The organism is Photobacterium sp. DNB22_13_2 (genome assembly GCF_052873915.1).
Window position 1 is genome coordinate 92,982 of sequence record NZ_JBNNXU010000018.1, and the last position, 21,329, is coordinate 114,310.

Annotated in this window: 23 protein-coding genes and 1 pseudogene; 17 read left to right on the top strand and 7 right to left on the bottom strand. The window is 46.5% G+C overall.

Annotated elements, in window-relative coordinates; translation table 11 throughout:
- Positions 1 to 5 precede the first annotated feature (5 nt).
- The 9 genes from iolC to iolG all read left to right on the top strand — a co-directional run bounded on the left by iolC (position 6) and on the right by iolG (position 9,685).
- The gene (gene iolC / locus ACVA58_RS21410; protein WP_446512394.1) at positions 6 to 1,001 is read left to right on the top strand and encodes a 5-dehydro-2-deoxygluconokinase; all 996 of its coding nucleotides are present in this window, start codon (positions 6 to 8) and stop codon (positions 999 to 1,001) included.
- A gap of 181 nt (positions 1,002 to 1,182) precedes the next feature.
- The gene (locus ACVA58_RS21415; RefSeq protein WP_446512395.1) at positions 1,183 to 2,052 is read left to right on the top strand and encodes a 5-deoxy-glucuronate isomerase; all 870 of its coding nucleotides are present in this window, start codon (positions 1,183 to 1,185) and stop codon (positions 2,050 to 2,052) included.
- 11 nt (positions 2,053 to 2,063) lie between these two features.
- A complete protein-coding gene (locus ACVA58_RS21420; protein WP_446512396.1) occupies positions 2,064 to 2,891 on the top strand; it encodes a class II fructose-bisphosphate aldolase in 828 nt (275 codons plus the stop codon).
- A gap of 76 nt (positions 2,892 to 2,967) precedes the next feature.
- Positions 2,968 to 3,801: a MurR/RpiR family transcriptional regulator gene (locus ACVA58_RS21425; protein WP_446512397.1), complete on the top strand. Its 834-nt coding sequence runs from the start codon at positions 2,968 to 2,970 to the stop codon at positions 3,799 to 3,801.
- A gap of 216 nt (positions 3,802 to 4,017) precedes the next feature.
- Positions 4,018 to 4,845, top strand: coding sequence for a sugar phosphate isomerase/epimerase family protein (locus tag ACVA58_RS21430; RefSeq protein ID WP_446512398.1), 828 nt, complete (start codon positions 4,018 to 4,020; stop codon positions 4,843 to 4,845).
- Positions 4,846 to 4,939: 94 nt separating this feature from the next.
- Positions 4,940 to 5,830, top strand: a complete 891-nt coding sequence (locus ACVA58_RS21435; protein ID WP_446512399.1) for a DMT family transporter — start codon at positions 4,940 to 4,942, stop codon at positions 5,828 to 5,830.
- A 243-nt stretch (positions 5,831 to 6,073) separates the two neighbouring features.
- Positions 6,074 to 7,483: a dihydrolipoyl dehydrogenase gene (lpdA, locus tag ACVA58_RS21440; protein ID WP_446512400.1), complete on the top strand. Its 1,410-nt coding sequence runs from the start codon at positions 6,074 to 6,076 to the stop codon at positions 7,481 to 7,483.
- Between the two features lie 368 nt (positions 7,484 to 7,851).
- Entirely contained in the window at positions 7,852 to 8,676 is an 825-nt protein-coding gene (gene iolB / locus ACVA58_RS21445) for a 5-deoxy-glucuronate isomerase (RefSeq protein WP_446512401.1), read from the top strand.
- Between the two features lie 25 nt (positions 8,677 to 8,701).
- Positions 8,702 to 9,685, top strand: coding sequence for an inositol 2-dehydrogenase (iolG, locus tag ACVA58_RS21450; RefSeq protein ID WP_446512402.1), 984 nt, complete (start codon positions 8,702 to 8,704; stop codon positions 9,683 to 9,685).
- Between the two features lie 271 nt (positions 9,686 to 9,956).
- Here iolG and ACVA58_RS21455 read toward each other — a convergent pair whose 3' ends face one another.
- Positions 9,957 to 10,814 carry a MurR/RpiR family transcriptional regulator gene (locus tag ACVA58_RS21455; protein ID WP_446512403.1) on the bottom strand — a complete coding sequence of 286 codons (858 nt, stop codon included), beginning with the start codon at positions 10,812 to 10,814 and terminating at the stop codon, positions 9,957 to 9,959.
- 405 nt (positions 10,815 to 11,219) lie between these two features.
- Between ACVA58_RS21455 and ACVA58_RS21460 the strand changes: the two genes are divergently transcribed.
- Complete coding sequence (locus ACVA58_RS21460) at positions 11,220 to 11,762, top strand: DUF4145 domain-containing protein (protein ID WP_446512404.1); 543 nt, start codon at positions 11,220 to 11,222, stop codon at positions 11,760 to 11,762.
- Between the two features lie 251 nt (positions 11,763 to 12,013).
- Here ACVA58_RS21460 and ACVA58_RS21465 read toward each other — a convergent pair whose 3' ends face one another.
- The gene (locus ACVA58_RS21465) at positions 12,014 to 13,066 is read right to left on the bottom strand and encodes an IS91 family transposase (protein ID WP_446512405.1); all 1,053 of its coding nucleotides are present in this window, start codon (positions 13,064 to 13,066) and stop codon (positions 12,014 to 12,016) included.
- A complete protein-coding gene (locus tag ACVA58_RS21470; RefSeq protein ID WP_446512406.1) occupies positions 13,063 to 13,944 on the bottom strand; it encodes a site-specific integrase in 882 nt (293 codons plus the stop codon). Before ACVA58_RS21470 ends, ACVA58_RS21465 begins: the two co-directional genes overlap by 4 nt.
- Before the next feature lie 204 nt (positions 13,945 to 14,148).
- Between ACVA58_RS21470 and ACVA58_RS21475 the strand changes: the two genes are divergently transcribed.
- Together ACVA58_RS21475 and ACVA58_RS21480 are read left to right on the top strand one after the other, a co-directional pair.
- The gene (locus ACVA58_RS21475; protein ID WP_171381542.1) at positions 14,149 to 14,742 is read left to right on the top strand and encodes a hypothetical protein; all 594 of its coding nucleotides are present in this window, start codon (positions 14,149 to 14,151) and stop codon (positions 14,740 to 14,742) included.
- 8 nt (positions 14,743 to 14,750) lie between these two features.
- Positions 14,751 to 15,089 carry a hypothetical protein gene (locus tag ACVA58_RS21480; RefSeq protein ID WP_446512407.1) on the top strand — a complete coding sequence of 113 codons (339 nt, stop codon included), beginning with the start codon at positions 14,751 to 14,753 and terminating at the stop codon, positions 15,087 to 15,089.
- A gap of 265 nt (positions 15,090 to 15,354) precedes the next feature.
- Here the strand turns inward: ACVA58_RS21480 and ACVA58_RS21485 are convergent, their stop codons facing one another.
- Positions 15,355 to 16,407 (bottom strand): IS91 family transposase, encoded by a 1,053-nt coding sequence (locus ACVA58_RS21485; RefSeq protein WP_446512405.1) that lies wholly within the window; start codon positions 16,405 to 16,407, stop codon positions 15,355 to 15,357.
- Positions 16,404 to 17,285, bottom strand: a complete 882-nt coding sequence (locus tag ACVA58_RS21490; RefSeq protein WP_446512406.1) for a site-specific integrase — start codon at positions 17,283 to 17,285, stop codon at positions 16,404 to 16,406. The genes ACVA58_RS21485 and ACVA58_RS21490 overlap by 4 nt, the downstream gene beginning before the upstream one ends.
- A 221-nt stretch (positions 17,286 to 17,506) precedes the next feature.
- Here ACVA58_RS21490 and ACVA58_RS21495 point away from each other — a divergent pair, with 221 nt between their 5' ends.
- Complete coding sequence (locus ACVA58_RS21495; protein ID WP_446512408.1) at positions 17,507 to 17,974, top strand: GNAT family N-acetyltransferase; 468 nt, start codon at positions 17,507 to 17,509, stop codon at positions 17,972 to 17,974.
- Positions 17,975 to 18,251: 277 nt separating this feature from the next.
- Here ACVA58_RS21495 and ACVA58_RS21500 read toward each other — a convergent pair whose 3' ends face one another.
- Entirely contained in the window at positions 18,252 to 18,416 is a 165-nt protein-coding gene (locus ACVA58_RS21500) for a hypothetical protein (protein ID WP_446512409.1), read from the bottom strand.
- A 63-nt stretch (positions 18,417 to 18,479) separates the two neighbouring features.
- On the opposite strand from ACVA58_RS21500, the gene ACVA58_RS21505 reads away from it, so the two are divergent.
- The 3 genes and pseudogenes from ACVA58_RS21505 to ACVA58_RS21515 all read left to right on the top strand — a co-directional run bounded on the left by ACVA58_RS21505 (position 18,480) and on the right by ACVA58_RS21515 (position 20,021).
- A complete protein-coding gene (locus ACVA58_RS21505; RefSeq protein ID WP_446512410.1) occupies positions 18,480 to 18,722 on the top strand; it encodes a hypothetical protein in 243 nt (80 codons plus the stop codon).
- Positions 18,723 to 18,807: 85 nt separating this feature from the next.
- Positions 18,808 to 19,543: pseudogene (locus ACVA58_RS21510) on the top strand (NAD(P)-dependent oxidoreductase); the annotation flags it as partial.
- Positions 19,544 to 19,559: 16 nt separating this feature from the next.
- Complete coding sequence (locus ACVA58_RS21515) at positions 19,560 to 20,021, top strand: GNAT family N-acetyltransferase (RefSeq protein WP_446512411.1); 462 nt, start codon at positions 19,560 to 19,562, stop codon at positions 20,019 to 20,021.
- Positions 20,022 to 20,121: 100 nt separating this feature from the next.
- Here the strand turns inward: ACVA58_RS21515 and ACVA58_RS21520 are convergent, their stop codons facing one another.
- Positions 20,122 to 20,523, bottom strand: a complete 402-nt coding sequence (locus tag ACVA58_RS21520; protein WP_446512412.1) for a YkgJ family cysteine cluster protein — start codon at positions 20,521 to 20,523, stop codon at positions 20,122 to 20,124.
- 372 nt (positions 20,524 to 20,895) lie between these two features.
- Here ACVA58_RS21520 and ACVA58_RS21525 point away from each other — a divergent pair, with 372 nt between their 5' ends.
- Positions 20,896 to 21,186: a YkgJ family cysteine cluster protein gene (locus ACVA58_RS21525; protein ID WP_446512413.1), complete on the top strand. Its 291-nt coding sequence runs from the start codon at positions 20,896 to 20,898 to the stop codon at positions 21,184 to 21,186.
- The last annotated feature ends 143 nt before the right edge of the window (positions 21,187 to 21,329 follow it).

The window sequence follows — 21,329 nt, forward strand, 5'->3', positions numbered from 1 at the left end:
AAACGATGACAAAAATTGCACTTCAGCAAGACCGTAAGCTGGATGCCATCGTGTTGGGACGCGCGGGCGTAGATCTTTACGCCCGTGAATCAAACACGGACATGGCTGATATTTCAGGCTTCAACAAGTTTGTCGGTGGCTCGGCTGCAAATATTGCAGTGGCTGTTAGCAAACTAGGCGGAAAAGTAGGGTTTATTGGTTGTGTCGCTGATGATGCATTCGGTGGCTACGTGAAGCAGTACATGTCAGGCCAGGGTATCAACCTTGATGGCATGATGACAGACAGCTCGGGTTCACGCACATCAGTGGCGTTTACCGAGATGAAGCCAAGCGACTGTACGGTATTGATTTACCGTAATAAAGCGTCTGATTTGACCATCAAGCCAGAGCAAGTTGACCCAGAGTACATCGCAAGCTCGAAAGTCTTGGTGGTAACCGGTACGGCGCTTTCTGAAAGCCCGAGCCGTGAAGCAGCACTGATTGCCATGGAGCATGCGCGCCGCAGCAACACGCTAGTAGTATTGGATGTCGACTACCGCCCTTATTCATGGCGTACCGATGTTGACGCTTCCATATATTACGGCATTGCAGCAGGTCTATCGGACATCGTTATCGGTAACCGCGAAGAGTTCGACATGATGGAAACCGTGTTGGCGCCGGGCAACAAGGATGACGATGCAACCGCGGAGCGCTTCCTTCGTGCCAACACCCAAGTGGTGGTCATCAAAGCCGGTGAGTTTGGTTCAAAAGTGTACTGCCGTGACGGTTATAAATTTCAACAAGGTATCTTCCGCGTTGAGGTGCAGAAACCATTTGGCTCAGGCGACTCATTCGCTGGTGGCCTGATTTGGACACTGGTTAACGGTGGCGAACTAGAAGACGGCGTCAAGCATGGTACGGCAGCGGCGGCAATCAATGTCAGTGGCAACAGCTGTACCGAAGCCATGCCGACCAAAGAACAATTATTCGATTTTATTGAGACCAGAGAAAAAGGCCTTTAATCGTCACCTCCGGATGAAGTGATTAAGGCAATTAGGTCTGCCGGGCCAGTATTTAACTGGATACGTCTAGAAAGGGTACAAACCATCGAGGCCCGGCCTTTTTATTTACGACAAATTAGACTGATAAACACTGAGCTGGTTAACGACAGTTGAAGACACAGGGCAGTGAGGAGAAAGTAACATGGGCAAGCATATCCCACCATTTGATAATAAGAACCAACCAATCGTCGATGTAAACGATGAAGTCACACCTCTGTGTTATTTCAACCAAGTTCGCCTGTCGCAGGGTGAGCAACACCAGCATGTTGTTGACGGTTATGAATCTGTCATCGTCCTGGCTGGCGGTACGTGTTCAATTTCGGTAACGAACGGCGAAAAGACCGAAGTGTACGACAATATTGGTAAGCGTAAGTCCGTATGGGACGGCAATCCAGAAGCCGTATATGTCCCACTTGGTTATAGCGCGACAATTGACTGTGTTAGTGATACTGCCGATATCATGATCGCCGGCGGTAAGTTTGAAGAGTCGCTAGAACCTTTCTGCGTACGTGAAGAGAATGTCGACATGGTCCAGTACGGTTCTGACGACACCAAAACACACCGTAAGATTAAACACGTATTGGGCCAGTCAAATGCAGACAACCGTGGCCGCCTATTGGTTAGCGAGTTGTTTACGGTTGGTGCCGGTGGTTGGTCTGGTTTCCCTCCTCATAAACACGATGAAGACCGTGTTAAGCCTGACGGCAGCAAAGAAACACTATACGAAGAAGTGTACCAATTCCGGTTCAACCCAGGTTTTGGCTTCGGAGCGCAGTTCCTTTATGAGCACGAAGATGACTTTGGTCCTGTTTACCACGTTCGCACGGGATCAGTGATTGCCATTGATAAAGGCTACCACCCAAGCGTAGCGGCACCGGGTTATGAAATGTACTACTTCACCATCATTGTGGGTAAAACAGAGAAGTCGTTAATTCAGCACTTTGACCCGCATCATGAGTACCAAGTAGAAACGATCCCTGGCATCAAGGATATGATCGCCAAGTTCAAATAAGGAGGGGCAATATGCTCGTTAACTTGAAAGAACTATTGCCTCAGGCAGCAGCATCAGACTATGCAGTTCCTTGCTTTAATGTCTTCGGTTATGAAGATGCCCGTGCTGTAGTAGAAGCGGCAGAAACAGTAAACAAGCCTGTGATCCTTGCTTGTAATAAAGATGTGGCCGATTTCTATGGGGTCGAGACAGCCGCCGCGATGTTATTGCCATTAGCACACAACAGCTCAGTGCCAGTTTGCTTGCATCTCGATCATACCTATGAAGAAGACGTTGTTTACCGTGCCTTGAAGGCGGGATTCAGCTCCGTAATGTTTGATGGCTCTCAGCTTTCGTTGGATGAGAATATCGCCCGTACCCGCGCTGTGGCAGACGTTGCTCATGCAGTAGGTGCATCCGTAGAGGGTGAAATTGGATCGGTGCCTTATGATGAAGGTCGTGATCACATCAAATCTATCTACACCGAGCCAGAAGATGCCGTGCGCTTCGCCACAGAAAGCGGTGCTGATTGTGTCGCCATTTCGGTCGGAAACGTACACCGATTGACCGAGCCGACATGTACTATTGATTTTGGTCGTTTAGATCGTATTGCGAATATGGTAGATATTCCGTTGGTCATTCATGGCACCAGTGGTATCCGTGACGAAGATATGGAAGTGCTTAAGCGTACTCGAGTGTCAAAATTCAATATTGGTACGTGTTTACGTCAGGCGCTGGGTCATAATCTGCGCGATTTTATGAATGAAGAGCCACAAAAGTTTGATCGTATCTACTTTATGAAAAAGGCAATGCCCTTTGTGAAGCAAGAAGCGATTCGCAACTTCGAATTATTATCATAAACTATAGCCTCAAGTGCTTAGCACTTGAGGTATTCTTATTTTGTAGTATTGCTTTCGAGCGGGAGAGCGGCCATTTATGGATGTTGAAGAACAAGTACCAGCTGACTTAGATACGCTGCGTGAGCTTATTGTTAAGCGTTACGATAGCCTAAGTGGGCGACTACAACAGGTTGCTGATTTTGTGATGGCCCAGCCAATGCTGGTAGCAGTCGAAACCATGGCAACCATAGCAGAACAGGCCAATGTTCCTTTATCGACTCTGAGCCGGTTTTCAAATGCGATGGGCTATTCTGGATTTAGCTCAATGCAGGCGTTATTCCGCGATCAGTATTTGAATCGTCCTAGGGATTATCTTGAGCGTGTAAAAAAAGCACGTGAAACTGAAGAAGTGAGCCAAGACTCACCGATGGCGATTTTTCAAGACTTTGGACAAGCCAATATTGAAGCGATGGAACAGTTACAAATGTCTGTTTCACCGCAAAAGCTCGAAAGAGCGGTAAACCTACTTGATGGCGCAGAAACCATTTATATTCAGGGCATGCGTCGAGCGTATCCGGTGGCATTTTATCTTTGGTATGCACTGATGAAGTCTGACAATAACGTTGTATTGTTGGATGATCACGGCGGCATGCTGTCACCAATGACCCGCCGTATGAGTGATAAAGACGTATTGATTACCGTTACTTTCAGCCCTTATGCGCCTGAAACCAGTAGCTTGATTGATACTGCGTTTGAGAAGGGCGTGCCTATTGTTGCCATTACTGATAATCAGATGACATCCCAAGGCAGTAAAATGGATGTTTGCTTTGAAGTACAGGAAGGTGAAATCATGGGTTTCCGTTCTCTTAGTAGTTCTTTGTATTTAGCACAAACACTGGCTGTCAGCCTAATGTGCCAAGAAGTAAAATAACGGATTTAAATCGCTCTTTTGTAGTTTTAGACTGAGTAACCAAGTTATATCAAATAGCTTGGTTATCTATATCCAAGTGACTTTTAACGAGTCAAATTTAAAAGTTACTTGGCTATAGATTCTCTGCTTTTCTTATATTTCTATTTTGGTTAGGTGCCATGGCTATGGCGTCTGGGAACTTTAATGCACGGCATTTGGTGTCGATAAGGATTTAAAATGCGTTTTGCTCTTCATGGAATGTGTTCGCTTCATAGTAATATTCTTTCTGATATTCGTTTGGCAAAAGAAACAGGCTATCAGGGCCTAGAGATCCACACTGAAAAACTTTGGCGTTACATTAACGCCGGATTTACCAGTCAAGAATTTAAAGCACGACTTGATGCTGCCAATATTACTCCTTCTGCGATTGATATTATCGGTGGGGTAGAGGCGACAACTAAAGAAGAGCAACAGCGCGTATTTAAAGAAGCGGAAATCTTATGTCGCTTTGCAAAAGATATTGGCGCACCAACAATTCAGCTTAATGCCTTTGAAAGTCTGAATGGCTTTAGCACTGAAGAAAATATCCAGCTAACGGCCAAAAACATCAGAACTATCGCCGATATTGGTCGTGAGCATGGTATCCGTTTTCAGTATGAGGGGGCAGCATGGACACCAATTGCGACGCTAGATGACTACTATCGATTGCTCGATGCTGTTGGGCGTGATAATTTTGGCTTCGTCTTAGACACATGGCACCTATGGGCATGTCGTGGTGCTACCTTAGAGCAGATTTCTCAAGTTGATAAATCTCTGATTTATAATGTTCACCTATCCGATGGTAAACGTCCTGCAGAAGGGCAGCCATGGGTTGATGAAAGAGAGCTTCGTGGTGTCTATATCGGTGAAGGTGACATCCCAATGCAAGAATGGGTGGATGCTCTTCTACAGACAGGTTATGACGGTTTCTTCTCGGGCGAGTTCCTTAACGATCAAATGTGGGAGCACGACCATTATGAAGTGGCAGAAAAAATGCTGAATGGGATGAAGGCATTAGTTCGCTAAAAGCGGCAGGGATTTGCGGCTTATATTTGGAATAAAAATTGAAATTAAATTGCTCTTATTTCCTGCTCATTACTTGTAATGAGGGCGTTCAAGAATGAACCTTGAACGCCGCGCAGATTTAATATTAGTCGCAACCACAATATTGGCGGCAGCTGGCTGGATCTTCTCTAAAGAAGCAATTCAGGGGCTACCGCCTTTTGGTTTTATTGGCCTGCGTTTTATCCTAGCCTCTCTGTGCTTATTGCTGTTCTGCTTCCGTGATATAAGAAAAGTAGAAAAGTCAGTCATACCAAAAGCATTAGGGGTAGGGTGTATTCTTGGGTCCGCCATACTACTGTGGATACATGCGATTTCAGTGAGTGATACGCTCGGCGAAGGCGCATTTATCATGAGTCTATCCATGCTGTTCGTGCCGTTGATTGCTTGGCCGTTGTTCAAAGCCAAGCCACCAAGAACATTTTGGCTGGCACTCCCCATTGCGTTTGCGGGTTTGTTGATGTTGTCACTTGGTGGTGGCAATGGTTGGCAGATGGCCTCTAGCCAGTTGTGGTTTATGGCTGCGGCTATAATGTTGGCGGTCCACTTCAATTTCAATAGCAAATATGCTCGCCAAATTCCCACACTATTACTGACTTGCTTACAGTTGTTTAGCATCGGTTGCATGGGTACTATCGCATCATTGCTATTTGAAACATGGCCAGACTCTGTCAGCATGACGACATGGGGCTGGTTTACCTTGAGCATGCTGGTAGCGACAAGTTTGCGTTATGTGATGCAGACGATGGGACAGAAGCACAGTACTGCGGCCAATGCTGCGATCATCATGATCCTTGAACCTGTGTGGACAGTGATCCTCAGTGTGGTTTGGTATGCTGAAGCTATGCCGCTGAATAAGCTTGCAGGCTGTTTGATGATCTTATTGGCTTTGTTCACCTATCGCGGGCTTGGCCATGCGATTGGTTTCCTGTCCAAAAGAATGTCGTGATAGAAACGGGATTGCAATATGCAAGCCCGTTTTTCTATGCCTCTGCAATCCCCGTCCCCTTAAAAGATAAACATTGAACTGCTAGACATATTGGCGGCTAATTTACGCAATTAAGTGGACCAATATCGTATATTCCAATTTTGCGATTTATTTATTTTTCTTTCTGGGATAAATCTACCAGTGGCACGTTATGTTGCCTGTACCTAGAAATGAAGTATTTAACTTGGCAGAGAAGGAATTTTAATGACGGAATCTATCAACGTAGATGTTGTGGTACTCGGTGGTGGACCCGGTGGGTATACAGCGGCTTTCAGAGCGGCAGATCTTGGTTTGTCGGTATGTATTGTTGAAAAGCGTGAGACGCTGGGTGGCGTTTGTGTCAATGTGGGCTGCATTCCCTCAAAGACCCTGCTTCATGCCGCATCGCTAATAGAGCATGCTAAGCATGGTGCGAATATGGGTATTTCGTTTAACGAGCCTGAGATCGATATTGATGGATTACGCGCCCATAAAGAAGGAACGATTTCTGAATTGACCACTGGCATCGCGAACCTTTGCAAAGCGAGAAAAGTGGTTCGCCTACAAGGTCAAGGTCAATTCGTTGGAACACATACGCTGTCAGTCATGACTGACACAGAGCAGCAAGTCAACTTCAAGCATGCCATTCTTGCGACGGGCTCTCACTCGGTCAAACTGCCTATTGCGCCAGATGACGCAAGAGTGTGGGACTCGACTGACGCACTGTCTTTGCAATGTGTTCCGAAGAAGCTGTTGATCGTTGGTGGCGGGATCATCGGATTAGAAATGGCGCAGGTATACTCGGCGCTAGGTACCGAGATAACGATTGTCGAGGCACAAGAGCAAATTATCCCTGCCGCCGATAAAGACATCGTTCAGCCACTTGTGAAGGCGACCAAAAAGACTTACCAACTGCTGACGAAAACCAAAGTGACCAATATGGAAGCGCAGCCTGAAGGTATTGCTGTTTCCTTTGAAGGTAAAAAAGCCCCAGAGCATGTTGTTTTTGATGCAGTATTGGTCGCCGTTGGTCGTCGCCCTAATACATCCGGTATAGGCCTCGAAAAGATCGATGTTGCCGTCAATGAGCAAGGGCTTGTTGAAGTTAATGATCGGATGCAAACCACTGCGCCGCATATCTTTGCGATTGGCGATATTGTTAAGGGCCCAATGCTGGCGCACAAGGCAACACATGAAGGTAAGGTGGCGTCAGAAGTTATTGCCGGAATGGATGCTACATTCCACCCCGCGGCTATTCCGTCAGTGGCCTATACCAGCCCTGAAGTCGCCTGGGTTGGTTTAACCGAGAAAGAAGCAAAACAGCAGGGCATTGATTACAGCACTGGCAAAGTACCTTGGCTTGTTAGCGGTCGCGCGCAAAGTGTTGGCGCAACTAATGGCGTTACCAAAGCGTTGTTTGATAAAGAATCGGGAGCGCTACTAGGGGCTGGTATTTGCGGGGAGAACGCGGGTGAACTTATTCACGAAGCCGCAGCGGTACTTGAGCTAGGCGGGAGAGCAAAAGACATCGCCCATACGGTGCATGCACACCCAACATTGGCCGAAACTTTCGCCTTTGCGGCAGAAGTCGTTGAAGGATCGATGACGGATATGCTGCCAAGTCGAAGACGCTAGGGCTATATTCCTTTGTTATTTGTTACTTCATCGAGCTAGGTAAACCGCCTGGCTCGATGTCTTTCTAATGGTTTCTTTTATCATAATCACTCTATGCCCTAGGGTCATAACGTTACGTGTAATCGTTAATAATTCCACTCACTTATACTTCACCTGTCACATTCTCTAAAATTTACCTTCTGAGTATTAATTGGCAATTTTTTATGCCAATTATTGCATCGTCCCAGAAGAAATTTTCGGCATGTTACCTCGCCCACAAAATGAACTATATGTTTCATAATTGAATTGAAAAGGTTTTTTCATTCCCCTATGATTTTGGAAAATATTTTCGAACCTATATAACGATTACAAGCATTGGGAAGGTTGCCATGTCAAAACTGCTATCCAAATATCATGCCCCTGATCAGCATGGTAATACCCAAACAATTACTCCAGAAAGTGCGCAATGGGGGTATGTGGGATTTAAAGCTTTTGAACTTGAAACCGGCCAAAGTGTAGCGCTGCCTGCCAGCGAAAATGAAAGTTGTTTAGTGCTAGTGGGCGGCTTTGCCACAATTACTACGCCATCTGAAACATTCGAAAACATTGGTGATCGAATGAGCCCATTTGAGCGAAAAAAGCCTTATGCCGTTTATGTCGCAAAAGGCGAGGCAATCACTGTTGTGGCTAATACAAAGTTAGAGCTTGCAGTATGTACAGCGCCTGGCCAAGGTAATTATCCTACCCGCTTGATTGCGCCTGAGCATATTGATGCCGAACAGCGCGGGGCAGGGAACAACAAGCGATATGTTCATAATATCCTGCCTGATTACAAAGAAGCAGACAGCTTGTTGGTGGTTGAAGTGTATACCGACGAAGGTTGCACCAGCTCGTACCCGAGCCATAAGCATGACCAAGATGCAGAGCCAAATGAAACTTATCTAGAAGAAACTTATTACCACCGTCTGAACCCGGCTCAAGGGTTCTGCATGCAGCGCGTTTATACCGATGATCGCTCATTGGACGAATGCATGGCGGTATATGACAAAGACGTCGTTCAAGTGCCTAAGGGTTATCACCCGGTGGCGACCATTGCTGGCTACGACAGCTATTACCTCAATGTAATGGCTGGGCCAACGCGTAAATGGTTGTTCACTTGGGAAGAAGACCATCAATGGATTAACGAACAGCAATATGCAAGAAAGCATCAATAAATAATTTCCGGCAAAGGAGTGAGACATGTTTAATATTGCGTTATTCGGCGCTGGCAGGATTGGCCAAGTGCATGCTGTAAATATTGCAAAGCACCCCAAGACAACATTGTATTCAATTATCGACCCGTATGTTGAGGGGGCAAAAAAACTAGCCGAAGAGTATGGCGCACAGATTCAAGAGATCGAACAAGCAATGTCAGATCCGAATGTACATGCGGTATGCATTTGCTCTGCAACCCATACACATGCCGATTTGATTGAAATGGCGGCTCAACATGGCAAAGTCATTTTCTGTGAAAAGCCGATTGATCTAGATGTGAGCCGAGTACGTGATTGTTTGGCGACAGTTCGCCAGCATGGCGTGCCTATGATGGTTGGCTTTAACCGTCGTTATGATCCGCAGTTCAGAACGATCAAAAACCAGCTTAAAGAAGGCAAAATTGGCCAGCCAGAGTCTTTGGTGATCACCTCTCGTGATCCGTCGCCACCGCCGGCAGAATACACCAAAGTGTCTGGTGGTATGTTCCGTGACATGACCATCCATGACTTGGATATGGCGCGTTTTATCATGGGTGAAGATCCAGTATCGATCACCGCGCATGGTAGCTGCATGGTCGATCCAGCCATCGGTGAAGCGGGCGATATTGATACAGCTGTATTAGTACTAAGCTTCCCATCAGGCGCAATTGCGACTATCAACAACAGCCGCCGCTCTGGTTATGGTTATGATCAGCGTCTTGAACTGCATGGTTCAAAAGGCTTGCTACAAGCACACAACATGAAAGAAAACCTAGTGCAGCATTGGGGTGAGGAAGGCTGTGTGGCCGCGAAACCTCAACACTTCTTCCTAGAGCGTTACGAAGCAGCCTATGTTGCAGAGTGGGAAGACTTCGTTGGCGTACTGGAAGGCGAAGAGCCTGAGTGCGGCGGCGCTGATGGTGAGTACGCATTGCTACTGGCCGATGCAGCACTTGAGTCGATGAAGCAGGGTAAAACCATCAAGCTTTAATCCGACAAACAAAGCCTCCTGAGTGATGACGGGTATGGGGTGTTGCTACCCCCAATGACATCGCCCCTTTAGGTTTATCACTCTCAAAGCCTCGCACATGCGAGGCTTTTTCTGTTCTGTACTTTTGTCCTGACTCTAGAGCAATATTACCAACCAACATAAATACTTGATCAACGCTTTATCAAGATGGATATAAAAATGCCGTCGCTGTACGTATAGTATGCGACGGCATTTATTGTGATATCAGGAAGTAATATCGAGTAGGGAAGGGTTAGCTTAGAACGCTGATTTCAGGGGCTATTGTTGCACCTTGGCGATAAGCCAAAGACACTGCCAATGTTTGCGCTAGACACAATGAAGCCGATTGAGAGCGGAAGGCTTCGACTTGTGCTTCTTTCACCACAAAGCAAACGTCACTAAAGGTCGCTAGTGGGCTCACTTGACTATCGGTGATCACTATCTGTTTAGCACCGGCTTGTGAAGCAACTTCACTGAGGGTAACCGTTTCTTGCGCATACGGGCTGAAGCTGATCGATAGCACCGCATCGTTAGGGCCAATCATCGAGAGTTGTTCTTTGAACATACCGCCCAAACCATCAATAAGGAAGGCACGACGCTCTAAGTGTCGTAGGGCATAGGTCAGGTATGAAGCGACGCTGAAAGAGCGTCTCAGGCCAATAAGGTAGATGTTTTCAGCCTGGCTTAGGATCTCAACCGCTTCTTCCAATTTGTCACTAGGCGTTTGCGCCGCAAGGTGGTTCATTGCCTGAGCATTAGCACGCGCGAACTCCTGCAAAATCATCGCTGGGCTTTCTGGTGCGCTTTGCTCAGCATCGAGTTCTTTGAATAGCTTAGCGCGCTCAGTGTAACTGGCTGTTTCCTCAACCAGGTTACGACGAAACAGTTGTTTCATGTCATTGAAGCCGCTAAAGCCGAACGCATTGGCAAATCGGATAAGGGTAGAAGGGGGAACTTCGGCTTGGCTTGCGATGGTAGCCACTGTGTCGAAGGCGACGCTGTTAGAATTATCTAGCACATAACGCGCGACCTGCTGTAAACGCTTGCTAAGATCGCTATAACGCGTTCGAATTTGGTCTTGCAGTTCGGTAAGGTTATTGGCAACAGACATTTTTCACTCCCTTCAATTGCTCCTTTATCTATTGTAATAGCTTAAGCCTTGCTATGAAACGTTTTTTTCATAATTCACCATTACTATGCCTGGTTAGAATATACATTCCAAAGAGTATCGGCGGAAAAATACGGTTATGAGGTGAATGGAAACCTAACTACGCAGGTGATGCCTTTTTGCCTGATTGGCCATGATTCCGTGAGGTAATACGGAATTTGATAATGAAGAAAGTGATATGTTGAATATTTCAACATATCACTTTTTACAATTGAACCTTTTATGTTGTATCATTCTGAAAGTTAAGGGTTTTAATCGGTGTGCTTGAATTTCTCTCTGGATGATATGAAGAATGATAAGAGAGAAAAATTCAATCTATAAAGCTGTTAGGCATTCAGGAGGATTTTGGTGAAAATATTAGGCTTTTTAGTCTCAATTCTTTTTACAGCATTAGCTACAGCACATTTGTTTTGGGATAAAGTGACTGTTGATGCGATATCAATTGTATTGCTGGTATTAGCAGGTTTGCCATGGCTTTTCCCATATTTAAAATCTTTAGAACTCCCAGGTGGTATTAAACTTGAGTTAAAAGATGCTCTGAAAAAAGTTGAGGCTGCTACTGCTGATGTACAAGAAAAAGAAGTGACCCCAGAATATGAAGGTGTAAATGCTAATTTGGCGTTTGTTGCTTTACGTGTTGATATTGAGAAAACCATCAGAAAATATCAATCTGATTTAGGCCACAAACAACATTCTTTATCAATAAGGCTTCAAATGCTCGCCAATGACAACGTAATTAGTAAACCTTTATCTACTGCTCTGTTAGAGGTCGTTAGACTGGGAAATGCTGCAGCACATGGACAAGAAATCGATTCTGAAGAAGCTGAGCTAATATTAATGCGCTCTTCATCTTTGATTGAAAAATTGGATGTATGCCTTAAAAATGCCTAACAAATAAGGATACGTGTCGCGCAGCCGACACTTCTATCCGGTTGTTGGACAAGCCCGTATAACCTTATTAAGTAAATTGCTCGGAGGGAGTTTGATAGGCGTTGCGCCCGTGACTTTGCTCAAGACGAGCGCAGCCTAGAAGTGATAACAATGCTATTCACTTCAGTGGCTTACTGCCTGATTTCGGTGTTACGTTGGCTTTCTCCTCATTAGTGTTGAGTGCCATTATCCTTATTCAATTTGCCTTGCGGCTATCTCGGTCGTGTGATGCCGACACAGCTCATCGCATGCTGGCAACATGGGCAGTCCCGCTTTGCTGTCTGGGGTTGAGTTTGTTCCGGTAACTGCCATGTCGGTAAGCTTAGCAACATCAACTGGATGGTCAGCCGCAGTGTCTTCGCACTGCCATGCAGCAAGCCATAATCCCGTACTCGCTGTAACCCTTTCGGCAGTACATGCTGCAAGATAAGCCGCAAGAACTGCACAACCGGCAAGGTGCGCGTTGCCGAACGCTGGGTCTGGCTATCGGTATAGCGGAATGTCACCTGATGGTCATGGATATTGATAATATCTTTGTTAGGCAAAACGCCCCGGTAGAGGTAGCGAGACAAGTATTGCAGTGCTGGCAAGCCCCGACCGACGTTACGACAGTCGACTACCCATTCGGTTGGGAGCAGTGCAGGAGGAAGGCTAAGTGTCGGGTGATGAGCAAGGGTGTCGAGCAGTCTTGCTCGCCAGACTTTCGCCAAGGCTTTATGAGGATAGAGAAAGCCCTTCTTCCCCTTGTGCCACTGCCTGCGTTGTGGATGGTAGAACCCGGACGGCATCACGACATGTAAATGGGGATGGATATCCCGCCGCCGGTTATGGGTGTGCAACACCATGGTAAAGCCACTGATACCGTGATGCTGGCGGTGGGCAAAGTCCTTCAATACCGATGCTGCCACCCGGAACATCACGCCGTAGAACGCCTTAGGCTGATAACGGGCGAGACCCCGCAGTGGCGCAGGTACCGTGAAGGTCAGCATAAAATACTCTGCTGGCAACAGCTTTGCTTCCTGGCGGGCGAGCCATTCAGAGGCGGTACGTTGTTGGCACTCCGGGCATGAGCGATGGCCGCAGCCTAATGGCAACCGGTCGTCATGGTGGCAATGCGAGCAATACCACTGAGAGCAACCAGCTTGCTCTGTCCGGCAGCGTTGCATCGCTGATATTGCCCGGTGTATATCAGGCGTGATCCTATCGCCGTAGTGATGGATAAATTCGGCATAGTGGGTGGTGAGCAGGGAAGTAAACGTACTCATGCCGCCTCCCATATTACTGCCAGCTTATTGGCCAGTGTATTAACCGCTAAGGTGGCAGAGGCCGACTTGACCTTGGTGAATTGGGTATAGCGGGCGGTCGTATTGAGGCTAGCATGACCGAGCAACACCTGCAGTGACCGTAAGTCTAATCCCGCTTCTAACAAGTGGGTGGCATAACAGTGGCGTAGTGAGTGCGGGCTGATCCGCTTGTTGAACCCACAGTCCCGGCAGACTTGTTTCATCGCCTTTTGTACACCCCCGCGATCCATCGGTTCGGTGGTGCCAATACCTGGGAAGATCCACTGAGGGTGGTGGTGTGAACGCCAGTGTTGGCGCATGACTGCCAAGGTTCGTTCTGGAAGCGGTACCCGCCTGTCTTTGCCGCCTTTCCCCTCTCGGATATGTACCTGCATGGTGCGGGCATCGATATCGGCCGTTGTTAGGTTCAGTCCCTCGCCGAGCCGGAGGCCGAGGCTGTAGAGGGTAAAGAAAAAGGCTTGGTAACGGGGCTGGTGAGTCATGGTGATGAGCAGTCCCACTTCATCAGGCGTCAAAAGATCAGGCAGTCGTTTGACCTGCGGCGGTTTGACGATATTGAGCCAGATCCATTGTTTACTGAGGGTATAGCGGTAGAAGAATTGCAGGCCGTTGCGGTCGAGCTTGACGGTACTCCATGAGTGGGTGCGGATGAGTTGGCGGAAGTAGGTACGTAACTGTTCGGTTGTCAGGTGATCTGGCGGGCAGTCAAAGAAGGCAGAAATACGACGTACCGCACGGCTGTAGGCATCGATGGTCGCTGGGCGCTTGCCTTGTAGGATAAGATTATCAAGGTGTTGTTGGTATAGCGCATCGAAATGGCGCTGTTGTTGGGTGTTCATGGTTCGTCTCCAAGTCTTACCGGGAAGGTAAGGTCTTAGAGGTCAGTGTATGGAATCAAAGGGCTCTGCCGCGTAGCGGCTTGGTTCAACAAAGGCATCAAGAGTGACGCGTTACACTCGGCGGTTTTGGTATGGGGTTCGGTGTGCTTGGTTAGTTAGTCGTGGCGCACCTTATGCCCGGCGTTAAATTACAAAGGAGGCTTTATGCCATTTTCAGATATGATGAAAGACAAAATACAGGTATTAAAGTCAGACGGAACGACTAGCCCAGAAATGAATGCGAGTGTTCAAAGTAAAGGCATTTATTTGATGCGTTCTGATTTTCTGGTTGAACCTCATGACTTGATTCAACGTGTCATGTCTAACGGTGGAACGGAAACATTTAAAGTTATTGATCCCGGTTTTCATGAGGGGATGGGAGGAGCTATTCCTGCTCATTATCAGATGAAAGTACAAAAATTGGGCTTACCTGAAGCAGAGAAAGCGGTGCAGTCAATTACGTACAACATTAGCGGAGCAAATGCTCGCGTAAACAATAACTCGACAGACAATTCTACAAACGTTGTGAATATTAATAACGATCTTCAAGAGGCGCTGAGCGCCTTGAAATCTGAAGTTGAGCGTCTAAATATATCGGATTCCGAGCGTGAAGAAGCTTATGAAGTTGTAGATGCTATCGATGCTCAATGTCAAAATGAGAAACCGAGTAAAGTAGTTGTAAATGCGTTGGTTAAATCATTGCCAGCAGCAGCTTCAATTTCCTCGATTGGTTCACTTATCGTTTCATTGTTGGGGTAAAGCTATAAATGCAATTAAATGAATTTGTGTCAGAAACACTAAAACAAGTTATTGATGGCGTTGCGTCTGCACAAGAGTATGGCAGGTCAAAAAATGCAAGTATAAACCCAAGCTCTGCTCGTATGGACAGCAAAGCGGCAGGTTATTCATACTGTGTCCACACAGGAATTCCATTACAAGATGTAGAGTTTGATGTAGCAGTAACGGTAAGCGAATCAAATATGGCTTCGGATGGAGATAAATCAGTAGGGGCAATTTCAGTATCTGCAGCAAGTAGCTCTACTAGTCAAAATAGTTCTGTTAGTAGAATTAAGTTTAAAGTTCCAATTCTTTTGCCAAACTCGTAGGTAATGTAATTTAACAAATAAGGATACGTGTCGCGCAGCCGACACTTCTATCCGGTTGTTGGACAAGCCCGTATAACCTTATTAAGTAAATTGCTCGGAGGGAGTTTGATAGGCGTTGCGCCCGTGACTTTGCTCAAGACGAGCGCAGCCTAGAAGTGATAACAATGCTATTCACTTCAGTGGCTTACTGCCTGATTTCGGTGTTACGTTGGCTTTCTCCTCATTAGTGTTGAGTGCCATTATCCTTATTCAATTTGCCTTGCGGCTATCTCGGTCGTGTGATGCCGACACAGCTCATCGCATGCTGGCAACATGGGCAGTCCCGCTTTGCTGTCTGGGGTTGAGTTTGTTCCGGTAACTGCCATGTCGGTAAGCTTAGCAACATCAACTGGATGGTCAGCCGCAGTGTCTTCGCACTGCCATGCAGCAAGCCATAATCCCGTACTCGCTGTAACCCTTTCGGCAGTACATGCTGCAAGATAAGCCGCAAGAACTGCACAACCGGCAAGGTGCGCGTTGCCGAACGCTGGGTCTGGCTATCGGTATAGCGGAATGTCACCTGATGGTCATGGATATTGATAATATCTTTGTTAGGCAAAACGCCCCGGTAGAGGTAGCGAGACAAGTATTGCAGTGCTGGCAAGCCCCGACCGACGTTACGACAGTCGACTACCCATTCGGTTGGGAGCAGTGCAGGAGGAAGGCTAAGTGTCGGGTGATGAGCAAGGGTGTCGAGCAGTCTTGCTCGCCAGACTTTCGCCAAGGCTTTATGAGGATAGAGAAAGCCCTTCTTCCCCTTGTGCCACTGCCTGCGTTGTGGATGGTAGAACCCGGACGGCATCACGACATGTAAATGGGGATGGATATCCCGCCGCCGGTTATGGGTGTGCAACACCATGGTAAAGCCACTGATACCGTGATGCTGGCGGTGGGCAAAGTCCTTCAATACCGATGCTGCCACCCGGAACATCACGCCGTAGAACGCCTTAGGCTGATAACGGGCGAGACCCCGCAGTGGCGCAGGTACCGTGAAGGTCAGCATAAAATACTCTGCTGGCAACAGCTTTGCTTCCTGGCGGGCGAGCCATTCAGAGGCGGTACGTTGTTGGCACTCCGGGCATGAGCGATGGCCGCAGCCTAATGGCAACCGGTCGTCATGGTGGCAATGCGAGCAATACCACTGAGAGCAACCAGCTTGCTCTGTCCGGCAGCGTTGCATCGCTGATATTGCCCGGTGTATATCAGGCGTGATCCTATCGCCGTAGTGATGGATAAATTCGGCATAGTGGGTGGTGAGCAGGGAAGTAAACGTACTCATGCCGCCTCCCATATTACTGCCAGCTTATTGGCCAGTGTATTAACCGCTAAGGTGGCAGAGGCCGACTTGACCTTGGTGAATTGGGTATAGCGGGCGGTCGTATTGAGGCTAGCATGACCGAGCAACACCTGCAGTGACCGTAAGTCTAATCCCGCTTCTAACAAGTGGGTGGCATAACAGTGGCGTAGTGAGTGCGGGCTGATCCGCTTGTTGAACCCACAGTCCCGGCAGACTTGTTTCATCGCCTTTTGTACACCCCCGCGATCCATCGGTTCGGTGGTGCCAATACCTGGGAAGATCCACTGAGGGTGGTGGTGTGAACGCCAGTGTTGGCGCATGACTGCCAAGGTTCGTTCTGGAAGCGGTACCCGCCTGTCTTTGCCGCCTTTCCCCTCTCGGATATGTACCTGCATGGTGCGGGCATCGATATCGGCCGTTGTTAGGTTCAGTCCCTCGCCGAGCCGGAGGCCGAGGCTGTAGAGGGTAAAGAAAAAGGCTTGGTAACGGGGCTGGTGAGTCATGGTGATGAGCAGTCCCACTTCATCAGGCGTCAAAAGATCAGGCAGTCGTTTGACCTGCGGCGGTTTGACGATATTGAGCCAGATCCATTGTTTACTGAGGGTATAGCGGTAGAAGAATTGCAGGCCGTTGCGGTCGAGCTTGACGGTACTCCATGAGTGGGTGCGGATGAGTTGGCGGAAGTAGGTACGTAACTGTTCGGTTGTCAGGTGATCTGGCGGGCAGTCAAAGAAGGCAGAAATACGACGTACCGCACGGCTGTAGGCATCGATGGTCGCTGGGCGCTTGCCTTGTAGGATAAGATTATCAAGGTGTTGTTGGTATAGCGCATCGAAATGGCGCTGTTGTTGGGTGTTCATGGTTCGTCTCCAAGTCTTACCGGGAAGGTAAGGTCTTAGAGGTCAGTGTATGGAATCAAAGGGCTCTGCCGCGTAGCGGCTTGGTTCAACAAACGCTTCAAGACGGATTCGCAACGCGTGGCATTTTTACCATGCGTTAAGTTTAGTGATTTAGGTGGTATGCAGAAGCATCGTATTGCGTTGCTCACCACTTAAGCGGGCGTTATGTTCTTGGAGGGTAAATGGAATTTACAAATGCTGTTGAAGCTCATTTTGATGAGATATCTCAATTAGTATCTTCGCCGGAAGAGCTGTATTCAGTTTGCCCATCGGGTACTTATCCATGGGATCGAGAGCAAATCTACAGTATTTCCCAAGTAAGATCAGAACTGACGGTATGTATCGTTGATGGTCAGGTTGCTGCCTTTGGGAACCTATATAATATCAAACCTTCTCAGAGTGCATTTATCGGTAACGTTGTAGTGTCCGATAACCATAAAGGAAAGGGTATTGGGCGAGCTCTTGTTGAGCACCTTGGCTCTAAATGTTTAGAAATTTATCAAGCCACACCATGCTTGTCGGTTTTTAATTACAACACACGAGCTTTGCTACTTTATACCAAGCTTGGTTTTGTGCCGTATAGCGCAGAACCTCGAATTTCGAATGAAGGGAAAGATGTTATTTTGCTACATATGCACCTTAAGATCTGAACATAACAAACTGACGCGGTATTTCAGTCTAAATTGGCCTATGTTATTACGGTGTAATCTTTTATTCGAGATTTGTGCTTGGAGTCCTATGTAGTGTTCATGTTTATTATCGGTCTCTCGACAGAGGAGCCAGCGTTTAAATGAACTACCACATAGAAAGCTTTAGTTGCAGTTAAAGCCTGAGTCTCACATTACCCGAATTGGGCTTATTATCCATACCACAATTTAAGAGTGATTCCCAACGCTTGGCATTTTGGGTCTGATTCAGCTTTAGTGTTTACGGCCAATAACATCCCGATAATCGCTTTGAAATGTTGGCAAAGGTAACAAGGACTTTTGAGCGAGTTATTGTTTTATGGATCAGTACCTTGCCTTGTTCATCTTCGCCATGGATACTGAGCGAATGTTTGGCTAAATTAATGCCATAAATTGATGGTGACATGGTGGCCTCCAAGGGCTGTAGTCAGACTTGGCTAGTGTGACAGAGCCTGATGAGGGGGAGTCCATGTCATTCGATGTGATAATTAAAATGGAGGTAAATGATTTGGGTTTTTTTAGTAAAGACTTTGCTGGATCATTGACGTGGGAAGCTATTCAGTCAAAAGGTAATAGTGGTAAGCCACAATATACATATAGAGCCAAAGTTCATGGTGGTTGGCTTGTTGAAACACAAAATTATAATGGACAATGTGGGGGGTTAACATTTGTACCTGATCCCCAGCATGAGTGGAAACTCGAAGGTGTATAAGGACGTTTTTATAACAGCTTTGGTTTAAAAGTCGGTGCGCTGGGGCACGCCATCAGTCTAGCGTTATAACAACAAGGAGAGTTAAGTGAAAATAACTGTGTTGGATAACTATCGGGATGTAGTTAAAGCGTTAGATTGTTTAGAATTATTGTCAGAGCATGATGTAACGGTTTCTTAATGAAACACTCTCTGAGTCAGAGCTAGTAACTAAGCTTAAAGGTACCGACGTTCTTGTGCCAATTCGGGAGCGCACAGTAATAACTGAATCACTACTTTCTCAGCTTCCACGTCTTAAAGTTATTAGTCAGACGGGTAAAGTTAGCAATCATATTGATGTTCAACTGTGTGAGAAGTACGGTGTAAAAGTCTTCGAGGGGCGAGGTTCTCCAGTTGCTCCTTCTGAGTTGTGTTGGGCTTTGCTCATGGCTGCAAGTCGTCAAATCCCAACTATGCTTCGAACCTTCAAAACAACCAATGGCAACACTCTGGTGTGCTTGGATTAGGTCGTACTCTAAAAGGCTTAACGTTAGGTATTTGGGGCTATGGTAAAATAGGACAGTGAATAGCTCAGTATGCGAAAGCTTTTGAAATGTCCGTTGTGGTTTGGGGTAGTGAACAATCTAGAAAGCGAGCCCTAGAGCATGGTTTTGAAGCTGCCGCATCAAAACAGGATTCTTTCTCCATATCAGACATAGTTTCACTTCATTACGTCAGAATGATGTAACTAGGAGTGTATGACAGCTAATGAACTAAGGCTGATGAAACCAGATCCTCTTTTCTTAAATATCAGTCGTTCAGAGCTTGTTGAGAAATCAACACTTGCCATGCGAAGGAGATATGATGAAGTACATTGACTTAGAAAGTTTAAAGCTTAATGAATTAGTTGCTTTGCTAAATGAGTGTGAAGTTAGGACACACTTGATCCCACATGACTTATATGACGAAAAATCAGTCCAGGATTGGATAAATGGCAAACTTGAAATGGATTCATTGAAAGGTTGTTATGTGCGGGCAATTGAAATTGAAGGAAAGCTCGTTGGATGGTGCGGGATTCAACCAGATGACTGCGGCCATGAAATAGCTATTGTTCTACAAAAGAGCAGTTGGGGTGTTGGTGGTAGAGTGTTCAAGGACCTAATGACGGAAGCTCAAAAAATGGGGCTCAAGGAAGTGGTATTAAACTTGTTAAATAGTCGGCCGAAATATGAGAGTTTATCTCGCCTAGCGAGCAGAGTAGAAACGCGGCATGTCCATGGTGGATGTTTCACGACGTACTACATTTCAGTGCCCGATGCTTAATTAAGCCACCAAGGTGGTGCTTATTATGCAGGTTCGTGTGCTTGGCGTGCTCATCAGTGGCGCACTTATTCTGGCGTTATATGCAATAGCCTATATCAGGCTAGGAATAGCTTGAAGGGCGGCTTGAACTCATCAATATATCTAGCTGTTTTTGGGCTTTTTTGGGGTTATCTAGGTCAACGATTTCTATCATTTCACATTCGTCTCGAACCATCTCGTTGATGAGGCTAGGGTAGTGGCGACAGTCTTCTGGTCTATCTAGGTAAATACTGCACGTGTATTTGTCTTTATCTTGTGGGTTTGTCTTAGGTGCAATCTCTAAGAAGGGACAGTGGTCTAATTGTTCTTTTGTTTCCGGATCAAACCAGATTTCTCCATCTTTCACATACTCAAAGATATCTGGGTTAAATAATTCCCACAGGTCTATTTCTTCCTGTGTAGCCGCTAGGTCACCATTTCCATATTTAATGCAGCATTTGCCACATTGATTGCAGTCTTTCATGGTGGTTTCTTAGAGTTTTGAGATTATTGTTTGAGTGTATCACCAATCGCAAATCATCAATATAGGCTTGAATTTGGCTCAAAGAATCAATCAAAGCCCACGATTTCGTCGCTGCGGAGTTCTGGGAGTCACAAGCATGCGTAAATAGGGACAATGAACCTACCTATAAATTCTATCTATCCGGCTATCTCTGCAAGCGGAACAACAGCAGTTGGGTGGTAAGGTGCAGTGTTTTCGGACTGCCGGTTGCTAGGTTTGATGAAGGGGGAGTCTATGCCTTGAGTTTGCTCACAAAGCGAACACTTCATAAAATAGAGGATTGTTATATTAGAATTAAGGTATCATGCACAATTGATAAAATTGTAGTTACTTGTGAATATACCAATTAAAAACATGACCTCTTCAAATGTATCCTGCTCAAACTGCAAGGCGTGTTGTTGCCGTCTTGAAGTTATGATTATCTCAGACACTGGTGTTCCAGAAGAGTTTATCCAACGTGATCAATACTTTGGAGAGACTATGAGGCGATTAGACGATGGCTGGTGCGCTGCCTTAGATAGAGATACATTCATGTGCACAATTTATGAAAACAGGCCTTGGATATGTCGCGAGTTCGAAATGGGCTCTTATGAGTGCATCGATGAACGAGAGACAATGCTATAAAACAGTGGCTAATTGATTGTGATATGGTCGCCCCAGGATAGAAATCAGACTTACCAAGTTGGTAAATGTAGTGGCACACTAGGTTTGGCCACCTGATTAGAGGTGATATCATTACCTTTGAAGTAACCAGGTGACATTATGAC